This is a genomic window from Sandaracinobacteroides sp., assembly GCF_057137845.1.
In genome coordinates this window covers 1-11,033 of the sequence record NZ_DBNHFX010000166.1, presented here as the reverse complement: position 1 = coordinate 11,033, position 11,033 = coordinate 1, and the positions used below count along the sequence as shown (strand labels likewise).

Below are 11,033 nucleotides of genomic sequence, written 5' to 3'. Positions count from 1 at the left end.
CGCTGCCACCTTATTGATCGTCACGTTAAACCCGGTTTCCTGCTACGAAGTCAGCTGACGACGCTTGCAAGCCGTTCCCACAGTCCGATCGATTGCAGATCATTCCACGTGAGGAAGAGCATCAACGACATCAGCAGCGCAAATCCCGACATGAACGCCCATTCCTGCACCCTCGGATCGAGCGGTCGACGCCGGATTCCTTCAAGCGCGTAGAGGAACAGATGCCCTCCGTCCAGCATCGGGATTGGCAGCAGGTTGATGAACCCGAGGTTTATCGACACCAGCGCGATGAAACTGATCAGCGCCGGCAGCCCCATCGTCGCGCTCTGCCCTGAAAACTGGGCGATTTTCACCGGCCCGCCCAGTTCGGCAACGTTGCGGTGCCCGGTGATCACCTGCAGAATCGTGTCCCACATCATGCGGGTGGTGTCGATCGTCTCGACGACGGCCCAGCGCAGCGCCTGCACCGGCCCGTGCCTGACGACCACCAGATCGCCCGACGCCACGCCCAGCACGCCATGCCGGAACTCGTTGCCGAAGCGATCCTCGCTCTCCACCACTTTCGGGGTGACGGCAATTGTCTTCATCTGCGCCCCGCGCTCGACCTCGATCTCGAGCGGCGTTCCCGGATTGATGGTGATGACTCGCGCCACGTCCTCGAACCGTTCGACGCTGGCGCCGCCGACCGCCAGCATCCGGTCGCCCGGTTGCAGCCCGGCCTGTTGCGCGGGGGATCCAGGCATCACCTGCCCGATCACCGGCGGCGTGATCTGGTGCCCATAAGTCATGAAAAAGACGGTGAAGATCAGGATCGCGAACAGGAAATTGATGGCAGGCCCCGCAGCGACCACCAGCGCCCGCTGCCACAGCGGCCTGAAGTGGAACAGGTCGGCGCGATCTTCGGGCGCTATGCGATCAGCCAGCGACGGGTCGGGCTGGCTGGCGCCATTGGCGTCGCCGGCGAACTTGGCGTAGCCACCCATCGGGATCGCGCCCAGTTTCCACCGAGTGCCGTTGCCATCCGTCCAGCCGATTATTTCAGGACCGAAACCAACAGCGAAGGTTTCCACCCGGATTCCGAACAGCCGCGCCACGCCGTAATGGCCGAATTCGTGCACAAAAACGAGAAGGCCGATGACGATCGCAAAAACTGCGACGGTGTAAAGCAGGCCCGGAGATGCCAGTGTTTCCATGTTGAAACGATTATCCCGCCAGCCTGCTCCCCGCAAATCGGGATTTATGGTTAAGTTCAACAAAGTGTAGCGCGCGTGAACGTGCCTCGCTGTCGGCGGCAGCCACGTCCGCAAGCGTCTCCGGGCTGAACGGCCGCAGCGCCGCCAGTGTTTCAGCAACGATGTCGGTGATGGCAAGGAACGGCAGCCGCTCGTCCAGGAACGCAGCTACCGCCACCTCGTTGGCGGCGTTCAGCACGCAGGGGCGGCACCTTCCCTGCGCCAGCGCCTGTTCCGCCAGCGCCAGCGCCGGAAACCGATCGCGGTCCGGCTCCTCGAACTCAAGGCGTCCGACTGCGGCAAGGTTCAGCTTCTGCGCCGGCGTCGCGATCCGTTCGGGCCACGCCAGCGCATGGGCGATCGGCACGCGCATGTCGGCCGGCCCAAGCTGCGCCAGCACCGACCCGTCGACATATTCGACAAGGCCGTGCACCAGGCTTTGCGGGTGCACCAGCACGCCAAGCTGTTCGGGCTTCAGGCCGAACAGGTGCAGCGCTTCGATCAGCTCCAGCCCCTTGTTCATCAGCGTCGCCGAATCGACGGAAATCTTCGCGCCCATCGACCATGTCGGGTGGCGGACCGCCTGTGCCGGAGTCACGGCTTCCATTTCCGCCTTCGTCCATGTGCGGAACGGCCCGCCCGACGCAGTAAGCACCACGCGCGACACCCGCTCGCGGCTTTCGAGCACCTGAAAGACGGCGTTGTGCTCGCTGTCGACGGGAAGCAGCGACGCCCCCGTCCGCTGCGCGACACCCGTCATCAGGCTGCCTGCGCAGACCAGCGCCTCCTTGTTGGCGAGCGCGACCGACGTTCCTTCCTCGAGGGCGGCGAGCGTCGGCGGCAAGCCGGCGGCGCCGACGATCGCGGCCACCACCAGATCGGCCTCCATGCGGGCCGCATCCTCGACGGCCGCAGCACCAGCCGCGACGGCGATGCCGCTACCGGCAAGCGCGTCGAACAAGGATTGAAGCGCCGTTTCATCGGCAATGACCGCAGCCCTTGCGCGATGCTTTCGTGCAAGTTCGGCCAGCTTCTGCCAGTCACGCCCCGCCGTCAGCGCGACGATTTCGAACCGTTCGGGGTTGCGGGCCACCAGGTCCAGCGTCGAAGCGCCGATCGACCCGGTCGCCCCCAGGATCGTCAGACGTTTCACGCAAGCCACCCCTGTTGCCACAGCACCCACTGCACCGGCGGCCGGGTGACGGCCCACAAACCAACGAGGCAGGCGACGGGAACCAGCCCGTCCACCCGGTCCATGATGCCGCCGTGGCCCGGCAGCAGCTTGCCGGAATCCTTGACGCCCGCACGCCGCTTCAGCCAGCTTTCAAAGAAATCGCCCGACTGCGCGACGACCGCCAGCAGCGCCCCCAGAATCAGCATCAGCGTCCACGTCTGTTCCCAGTCGCGCCATACGGCGAAGGCAGCGGAAAACAGCCCGGCCCCGATCATGCCGCCGATCAGCCCGGCCCATGTCTTGTTCGGGCTGGCGGCAGGCCAGATCCTTGGCCCGCCGATCGCGCGCCCGGTGAAATAGGCCAGAATGTCGGTCGCCCATACGAGGCCCATCGCCCACAGCACCAGATCAAGCCCATCGTGCTGCTGGCGCATCGCGATCAGCGCGACGGCCGGCAGCCCGGCATACAGCAAGCCAGAACCCAGCCAGCCGCCGCCACGCCTGCCCGCCAGCAGCATCAGCAGCAACGCCGCCGAGATCAGCGCGCCGATTGCAATGCGCGGCTCGCCCCAATGTGTGATGGCGGAAACGGCAAGCAACACGGCGGCGGCGACAAGGCGCCAAGGCTTGCCGACCGCGTGCATCGCCGCCCATTCCCAAAGGATCATCACCACGCCCAGCGCGATCATCGCCGAAAACGCCAGCCCGCCCATCCAGATGTTGCCAAGCGCCACCGCCGCCAGCAGCACACCGACGGCGACGCGCGGCCAGAGGTCGGATTTTTTCGCAGCCGGTTGCTCAGCGTCCGCCATAGCGGCGCTCCCGCGATGCGAAGGCCTCGGCGGCCTCGCGCAGCGTATCTTCGTCGAAATCGGGCCATAAGGTCGGCGTGAACCACAGTTCGGCATAAGCCGCCTGCCACAGCAGGAAATTCGACAGCCGCTGTTCGCCCGATGTGCGGATGATCAGATCGACCGGAGGCAGGTCTGCGGTGTCGAGGCAGCCGCCGATCAGCGCCGGATCGATATCCCGCGGGGCCACTGCACCTGCTGCGATGCGCTCGCCGATCGACCGCATCGCCCGCGCCAGCTCATCCTGCCCGCCGTAATTCAGCGCCACCACCAGCCGGAAACGGCTGTTTCCGCTGGTCGCCGCAAGGGCGTTTTCCAGCCGCTCCACCACGTCGCCCTTCAGCGAACGCCAGTCGCCGATCAGCCCCAGACGGGCGCCGTTCGCGTGCAGTTCCTCAAGTTCGGCCAGCAGATGATGGCGAAGCAGGCTCATCAGGTCCGAGACTTCGTCGGCGGGCCTGCTCCAGTTTTCGGACGAAAATGCGTAGAGCGTCAGTGTTTCGATGCCCAGCCGGGGGGCAGCCCGCACGATCCGGCGCACGGCATCGACCCCGGCGCGATGCCCCGCCACCCGTGGCAGCCGCCGGGCCTTCGCCCAGCGGCCGTTCCCGTCCATGATGATGGCAACATGGCGCGGCCCGCCATCGACGGGCGACAGTTCGCCACGGGCGGCCGGGCTTTCAGGCTGCGCCGCCGGGCGCGCGGAACCGGGCCACTTCACTTGCCGAGAATTTCCTTTTCCTTGGTCGTCGCAGCCTGATCGACGTCGGCGATGGCCTTGTCGGTCAGCTTCTGCACATCGCCTTCCAGACGCTTCAGTTCGTCCTGGCTGATCTGGCCCTTTTTCTCGGCGGTTTTCAGCACGTCGTTGCCGTCGCGCCGGACGTTGCGGATCGCCACCCGCGCCTTCTCGGCATACTGGGTTGCCAGTTTCGCCAGTTCACGGCGGCGTTCTTCCGTCAGGTCGGGGATGGGCAGCCGCAGCGTCTGCCCTTCCGAGATCGGGTTCAGCCCGAGGCCGGCCGAACGAATCGCCTTTTCCACCGGCTGCACGTTCGACTTGTCCCACACCTGCACCGCCAGCATCCGCGGCTCGGGCGCCGTCACGGTCGCGACCTGATTGAGCGGTATGTTGGCGCCATACACCTCGACCGTCACCGGATCGAGCAGCGTCGTCGAGGCGCGGCCGGTGCGCAGCCCACCAAGATCGTTCTTCAGCGTTTCCACTGCGCCCTTCATGCGGCGCTCCAGATCGGATTTAGTGGCGTTCGCGTCGAAATCAGCCATGTCAATTTCCTCGAAACCTTGTGGGCGTGCGCCGCCCGCTTCGCAAGTGCCCGTCAGGCGCGGGCGTCGTCTCCGACTGTCGTCGACACTCCCGTGCCCGACAGCACCCGTGCCAGATTGCCTTCCTCGCGGATATTGAAAACCACGATCGGGATGCGGTTGTCGCGGCAAAGCGCGATGGCGGCGGCATCCATCACTTTCAGATTGTCGGCCAGCACGCGGCCAAAGCCGATGCGATCATAGCGCACCGCTTCCGGGCTGCCCTTGGGATCGCGATCATAGACGCCGTCGACCGATGTTCCCTTGAACAGCGCATCGCAGCGCATTTCGGCGGCCCTGAGTGCAGCGCCGGTGTCTGTTGTGAAATAGGGGCTGCCGGTTCCGGCCGCGAAGATCACCACCCGGCCCTTTTCCAGATGCCGTTCGGCGCGGCGGCGGATATATGGCTCGCAGACCGAAGCCATCGGAATGGCCGACATCACGCGGGTTTCAACGCCAAGCTGTTCCAGCGCATCCTGCATGGCAAGCGCGTTCATCACGGTTGCCAGCATGCCCATGTAATCGGCGGTTGCGCGGTCCATTCCCTTGGCAGCGCCCGCCATGCCGCGAAAGATGTTGCCACCTCCGATGACGAGGCAGAGTTCCAGTCCCTGCGCCTTGGCTGCACGGACTTCGCCGGCCACACGGGCGACGGTGGCGGGATCGATCCCGAACGCCTGATCACCCATCGCCGCCTCGCCCGACAGCTTCAACAGGATACGCTTGAAGGGCGGGCTGGACATGTTTTGCCTTTGGTTGTTGGGGTCGCTGGCTCCGGGGCTTAGCCGCCCCGGCCTCCGGCCTCAAGCCCGAAGGCGGCGCCGCGCCGCAGGTCGTGCCTTTGGCGCGGCGTTCGCGTCAGGCAGTGCCGGCCGCCGCCGCTACTTCGGCGGCAAAGTCGGACTCGGCCTTCTCGATGCCCTCGCCAAGCTGGAAGCGAACGAACTTCGCCACCATCAGGTTGCCCGACAGACGCTTCGCTTCCGAGGCAATGAAGTCGGCCACCTTCGACTTGCCGTCGATCACGAACACCTGGCTCAGCAGCGCTTGTTCGCCGGCGAACTTCTTCACTGCGCCGTCGACCATCTTTTCGATGATATCGGCAGGCTTGCCGGAACCGGCGGCCTTTTCAGCCGCGATCGCGCGCTCGCGCTCGAGGAGGGCGGGGTCGATGTGCTCGATCGAAAGCGCCAGCGGGTTGGCGGCGGCCACATGCATCGCCACCTGCTTGCCGATCGTCATCAGCGCGTCCTTGTCGGCGATGTCGCTGTCGATCGCGACCAGCACGCCGATCTTGCCAAGGCCCGAGGCCGCAGCGTTATGCACATACGACGCAACGATGCCGGTTGCTTCCAGCACTTCGGCGCGACGCAGCACCTGCTGCTCGCCGATGGTGGCGATGTTGTGGGTCAGCACGTCCTGCACGCTGCCGCCGCCGGCGGGATAGGCCGCGGCCAGCAGGTCGTCGACATTGCCGCCCTTTTCCAGCGCCAGTTCGGCGATTTCGCGAACGAAGCCCTGAAATTGCGCGTTCTTGGCAACGAAGTCGGTTTCGGCGTTCACTTCGACGACTGCGCCGCGATTGCCGGAAACGGCTACGCCGACCAGTCCTTCGGCTGCGGTGCGGCTTGCCTTTTTGGCGGCCGAGGCAAGACCCTTGGCGCGCAGCCAGTCGATCGCCTTTTCGATTTCACCCTCGACTTCGACGAGCGCCTTCTTCGCGTCCATCATGCCCGCACCGGTCAGGTCGCGAAGCTCCTTGACGAGAGCAGCGGTGATGTTGGCCATGGCTTGGCTCCTTCATGTAGGGAAGGGGACCACGCACCGCGCGGCCCCTTCAGGTCAGCAGGCGGCACCCGAACGGCGGGCGCCGCGATGATCCGGGGCTGATCAGGCGCCCAGTGCGGCGTCCGCTTCCGGCTCGGCCTGGGCGCCGAGGTCGACACCGAGGTCGGCCATGCGGCCCTGCTTGCCGGAAAGCACGGCGTCGGCCACCGCATCGCAGTAAAGCTGGATGGCGCGGCTGGCGTCGTCGTTGCCGGGCACCGGGAAGGCGATGTTCGACGGATCGGTGTTGGAATCCAGAATGGCGATCACCGGGATGCCAAGCACATTGGCTTCCTTGATGGCCAGTTCTTCCTTGTTCACGTCGACCACGAACATCAGGTCAGGCAGGCCGTTCATGTCGCGGATGCCGCCCAGCGACGCTTCGAACTTGTCGCGCTCGCGGGTCATCTTCAGCACTTCCTTCTTGGTGAAGCCGTGCGTGTCGCCCGAAAGCTGCTCTTCCAGCGTCTTGTAGCGCCGGATCGAGGCAGAGATCGTCTTCCAGTTGGTGAGCATGCCGCCCAGCCAGCGATGGTTGACGTAATACTGGCCCGAACGACGGGCGGCGTCGGCCACCGGTTCCTGCGCCTGGCGCTTGGTGCCGACGAACAGCACCTTGCCGCCCGCTGCCGCAGTGGCGCGCACGAAATCCAGCGCGCGCGAAAACAGCGGCACGGTCTGCGAAAGGTCGAGAATGTGAACGCCGTTGCGCTCACCGAAGATGTAGGGCTTCATCTTCGGGTTCCAGCGGTGGGTCTGGTGGCCGAAATGCGCGCCAGCTTCCAGCAGCGCCTGCATCGACACGTCAGGTGTCGTCATGGTCTTGTCTCCTAACCGGTTGCTCCGCCGCGAAGGTAAGCCCGGCATGTGGCACGGGCACCGGAAGGTTTCCCCTCGCGTGTGGGATGGCTGGCGGCCCTAAAGCCCGGGCCCGCGAAAGTCAAGATTGCACAGGCCCGGCGACGGGCGCACAAGGAACGGGATGCGCCTTGCCCGCCGCCTGCGTATGTCCGCCAGCCTCCGCCAGCTTGGCCCCGGCCTGATTACCGGCGCCGCCGACGACGATCCATCCGGCATCGCCACCTATTCGCAGGCAGGCGCCCGCTATGGCTTCATGCTGTTGTGGACGATGCTGCTCTGCTACCCGCTGATGTCGGCGGTGCAGACGGTCAGCGCCCGGATCGGCCGGGTAACGGGGCGCGGGCTGGCGGCGAACATGGCAGAAGTCCTGCCGCGCCCGCTGATGCTGGGGCTGGTGGTGCTGCTGTTCATCGCCAACACCTTCAATATCGCCGCCGACCTTGCAGTGATGGGAGACGTGGCGCGGCTGATCACCGGGCTTCCCGCACGCTGGATGACGATCGGCTTCACCATCCTTTCGTTAACGCTACAACTGTTCGTGCCCTACCCACGCTACGCCAGCTTTCTGAAATGGCTGACGCTAAGCCTGTTCGCCTATTTCGGCGTGCTGTTTCTGGTGAAGGTCGATTGGGCGCAGGTGGCAGGCGGGCTGCTGGTGCCGCGCATTCCGGGCACCGGCGCGCTGACGATGATCGTCGCCTTGTTCGGCACGACGATCAGCCCCTACCTGTTCTTCTGGCAGAGCGCGCAGGAAGTCGAGGAAATGGGCCGGCACAAGGAAACGCCCCTCGTCCGCGACGTCGCTCCGGCGCGGGCGGAATACCGCCGCATCCGGTTCGACACGCTGGCCGGGATGGCGATCTCCAATCTGGTGTCGATGGCGATCATCATCGCCACGGCAACCACCCTGCACGCACATGGCAAATTCGACATCCAGACTGCGACCGATGCGGCGAACGCTCTCAGGCCGATCGCCGGAGACTATGCCTTTTTCCTGTTCAGCGTCGGCATCATCGGCACCGGCCTGCTGGCGGTTCCCGTGCTGGCCGGTTCGGCCGCCTATGCGGTGGGCGAATCGCAGGGCTGGAAATCCGGGCTGGAACACAAACCTTGGGAAGCGCTGGGCTTTTACGGCGTCATCATGACGGCGACGCTGGTCGGTGTGATGATCCAGTGGTCGGCCCTCGATCCGATCAAGGCCCTGTTCTGGAGCGCGGTGCTGAATGGCGTTGTCGCGGTTCCGATCATGGCCGCGATGATGGTGGTTGCAACCCGGCGCAAGGTGATGGGCCACCTGACCATTTCCCGGCCGCTGGCGATGTGGGGCTGGGCGGCAACAGCGGTGATGACTGCGGCCGTCGTTGCCATGGCGCTAACGGGCGGGTTCATCCCGCAACCCTGAGGAAACCCCCCAGGCGATCAGCGCCTGACCGGCAAAATACAGGCTCCAGATCGCATAGCCCGACCAGGCGACCCCCGACAGGCTGTCCATCTCGGCAAAGATCAGCAGATCCGACGCAAGAAACAGCAACGCCCCGAACGCCGCCATCGCAAAGCGCGACATGAGGGCAGCCGCCACCATCGAAGCCAGGAACAGCGTATAGACGGCCACGCCGGGTGCCCATTCACGGCTGGCCAGAAGATAGGCGAACGCCATGTTTCCAACGACGAAGGCCAGCCCGGCCGCCGCCTGTTGCAGGCCGGTGCCGGGGCGGCGATTGCGCAGGTACAGCAGGATCGCCACCACATGCCCGACGGCGAACACCGCAGCGCCCGCCGCAAACGCCACTTCCAGCACCATGTCGGCCGCTGCCCCAAGCGTCAGCACCAAGGCCAGCAGCCGGTGGTCGGTGCTGTCGCCCTGGCGGGCGGCCCAGGCTGCCAGCAGCCCGACGCCCGCCCCCTTCCAGGCGATCGCCGCCCAGTCGGGCAGGTTCAGATCCCAGCCCGCCATATAGCTGACGCCGGCGACCAGAGCCGCCAGAAACAGCAGCGGCGCCTTCACACCTTCACGCGCAGTTGGCCGAGGAAGTCACGCTTGCCGAGTTCCACGCCCTTGGCGCGCAGGATGTCGTAGGCGGTTGCCGCGTGGAAAAAGAAATTCGGCTGCGAGAACGACAGCAGGAAATTCTCGGCCGTGAACGGAATCTTCGTCTCGCGCATCTCGAATACGGTCACGCGACCGATCGCGGCTTCCAGTTCGTCGGCGGTAACGGCCGCCAAGCCTTTTTCCGTCCGCGCCAGCAGGTCCTTCATACCGGCCAGCGTGTCGGGCATTTCACCGCCGAAGGCATCGAAACTGCCGGTGCGCACTGCCTCGATCGCGCCGAGGCTGTGGTGTGCCACCGATTTGATCTGGAATGTGAAGGGCAGCATCGTGTCGTGAATGCAGGCGTGCGCCACATCCACTTCGCTGGCGCCGGTTGCCGCACACCATTTTTCCGCTTTGCCAAGGGTCGCGGAAACCGATCCGACAATCTGCCGAACCGTCGGCACAAAGGCATCATAAAGCGTGACCGGCATTCCAATTCTCCCGTTGTTGCAAACCATGTCTAGGCTTGTCGCCGACTGCTCGGCAAGCCCGTCAGGCAACCAGCCGCAACGATGCGCCCAATGCGGAAATCGTCGCCGACCGCACCCCCGCCAGCGCGCCGATCTCCATGTCGACGCCCGCCCCCAGCAGAAAATCGCTGCCCAGCCGGATTACCGCCTCGCCGCCGCCTGCCAGCGGCAGCCTCGCCTCTGCTTCGGAACGGCCGCCGCGTGGCAGGAACGCCGCCAGTTCCTCGGCCAGCGCCGCGCCAGCGCCTGCCGCCAGCTCAATCGACAGTCTTGCCCGCGTCGTCGCTGCCAGCGCCGCCAGCGACCGCGCGCCCTGAATTGCCAGCCGTGGGCTTTCGTCGCCCTCGCGCCACTGCAATTCCACGTCCAGCAGCAGCGCGTCGCCGGCGGCCTGCGCCGCTTCCAGTTGCGCCTGCGCTTCGGCGTTGAAGCAGCTCGCGCCCCATTTTCCCGCCTGATCGGTAAGATCGGCCAGCATGTATCGCCTGTCGGGGCCTTTTCCCTGCGGCACCCGCCAGCGAACATCCTCGACGAGGCCCGCCATCCGGGCCGAAGTGCGCGTTCCGGCCGGTGCGCGCCGTGCCAGCGCCTGCGTCGAAGATTCGACCGCCATGGCCGCCAGCACGGTCGCGTGGGTTTCAACCGGATGCCCGGAAAACCAGAAGCCGAAGGCATCGCGTTCGTGGCCCAGCCGTTCGCCCGGCGACCATGGTCTGGCGTCCGCCAACGGCACCGGCTCTGCAGCGCTGTCGCCACCGAACAGGCCGCCCTGCCCCGTCGCCCGGGATTCGGCGGCGCGGGTCGCCGCCGCCATCAGCAGTTCGGCTGCGGCATGCACGGTTGTACGATCAACACCGAAACAATCGAATGCGCCCGCAGCCGCCAGCGCCTCCATCTGCCGGCGGTTCAATGCGCGCGGATCGATCCGGTTGACGAAATCCTCGATGCTGCGGAACGTCCCGTTGGCGCGCCGTTCGGCGACGATATCGTCCATCGCACCTTCGCCGACACCCTTCAGCGCACCAAGCGCATAACGAACCGCTATCCGCCCCTCGTGGTCGGCCAACGTGAAGTCGGCGTCGCTCATGTTGATGCAGGGGCCAAGCAGAACCATGTCCAGGCGCCGCATGTCGTCGACGAAGACCGCCAGCTTGTCGGTCAGGTGGATGTCATAGGCCATCGAACCGGCATAGAATGCGG

At 65.6% G+C, this 11,033-nt stretch carries 12 protein-coding genes; 1 reads left to right on the top strand and 11 read right to left on the bottom strand.

Going from position 1 to position 11,033, the window contains the following annotated elements; genetic code table 11:
- Positions 1 to 50 precede the first annotated feature (50 nt).
- The 8 genes from rseP to rpsB all read right to left on the bottom strand — a co-directional run bounded on the left by rseP (position 51) and on the right by rpsB (position 7,229).
- On the bottom strand, positions 51 to 1,193 hold the full coding sequence (rseP, locus tag AC16JP_RS09425; protein WP_484340358.1) for an RIP metalloprotease RseP: 1,143 nt from the start codon (positions 1,191 to 1,193) through the stop codon (positions 51 to 53).
- Between the two features lie 10 nt (positions 1,194 to 1,203).
- Complete coding sequence (gene dxr / locus AC16JP_RS09420; protein ID WP_484340357.1) at positions 1,204 to 2,385, bottom strand: 1-deoxy-D-xylulose-5-phosphate reductoisomerase; 1,182 nt, start codon at positions 2,383 to 2,385, stop codon at positions 1,204 to 1,206.
- Positions 2,382 to 3,218 (bottom strand): phosphatidate cytidylyltransferase, encoded by an 837-nt coding sequence (locus tag AC16JP_RS09415; RefSeq protein ID WP_484340356.1) that lies wholly within the window; start codon positions 3,216 to 3,218, stop codon positions 2,382 to 2,384. The genes dxr and AC16JP_RS09415 overlap by 4 nt, the downstream gene beginning before the upstream one ends.
- Entirely contained in the window at positions 3,205 to 3,873 is a 669-nt protein-coding gene (gene uppS, locus AC16JP_RS09410; protein ID WP_484340397.1) for a polyprenyl diphosphate synthase, read from the bottom strand. Before uppS ends, AC16JP_RS09415 begins: the two co-directional genes overlap by 14 nt.
- A gap of 101 nt (positions 3,874 to 3,974) precedes the next feature.
- The gene (gene frr, locus AC16JP_RS09405; RefSeq protein ID WP_484340355.1) at positions 3,975 to 4,544 is read right to left on the bottom strand and encodes a ribosome recycling factor; all 570 of its coding nucleotides are present in this window, start codon (positions 4,542 to 4,544) and stop codon (positions 3,975 to 3,977) included.
- Positions 4,545 to 4,597: 53 nt separating this feature from the next.
- Positions 4,598 to 5,326, bottom strand: coding sequence for a UMP kinase (gene pyrH, locus AC16JP_RS09400; RefSeq protein WP_484340354.1), 729 nt, complete (start codon positions 5,324 to 5,326; stop codon positions 4,598 to 4,600).
- A 115-nt stretch (positions 5,327 to 5,441) separates the two neighbouring features.
- Entirely contained in the window at positions 5,442 to 6,371 is a 930-nt protein-coding gene (gene tsf, locus AC16JP_RS09395) for a translation elongation factor Ts (protein WP_484340353.1), read from the bottom strand.
- Positions 6,372 to 6,473: 102 nt separating this feature from the next.
- Positions 6,474 to 7,229, bottom strand: coding sequence for a 30S ribosomal protein S2 (gene rpsB / locus AC16JP_RS09390; RefSeq protein WP_484340352.1), 756 nt, complete (start codon positions 7,227 to 7,229; stop codon positions 6,474 to 6,476).
- Between the two features lie 163 nt (positions 7,230 to 7,392).
- Between rpsB and AC16JP_RS09385 the strand changes: the two genes are divergently transcribed.
- Positions 7,393 to 8,673, top strand: coding sequence for an NRAMP family divalent metal transporter (locus AC16JP_RS09385; protein WP_484340351.1), 1,281 nt, complete (start codon positions 7,393 to 7,395; stop codon positions 8,671 to 8,673).
- Here the strand turns inward: AC16JP_RS09385 and AC16JP_RS09380 are convergent.
- The 3 genes from AC16JP_RS09380 to AC16JP_RS09370 all read right to left on the bottom strand — a co-directional run.
- Positions 8,644 to 9,276, bottom strand: coding sequence for a lysoplasmalogenase family protein (locus tag AC16JP_RS09380; RefSeq protein WP_484340350.1), 633 nt, complete (start codon positions 9,274 to 9,276; stop codon positions 8,644 to 8,646). The two genes, AC16JP_RS09385 and AC16JP_RS09380, sit on opposite strands and share 30 nt — an antisense overlap.
- The gene (locus tag AC16JP_RS09375; RefSeq protein WP_484340349.1) at positions 9,273 to 9,794 is read right to left on the bottom strand and encodes a DUF1993 domain-containing protein; all 522 of its coding nucleotides are present in this window, start codon (positions 9,792 to 9,794) and stop codon (positions 9,273 to 9,275) included. Before AC16JP_RS09375 ends, AC16JP_RS09380 begins: the two co-directional genes overlap by 4 nt.
- 61 nt (positions 9,795 to 9,855) lie before the next feature.
- Positions 9,856 to 11,033 (bottom strand): helix-hairpin-helix domain-containing protein (locus AC16JP_RS09370; RefSeq protein WP_484340348.1); only part of this gene is annotated, 1,178 nt, incomplete at its 5' end.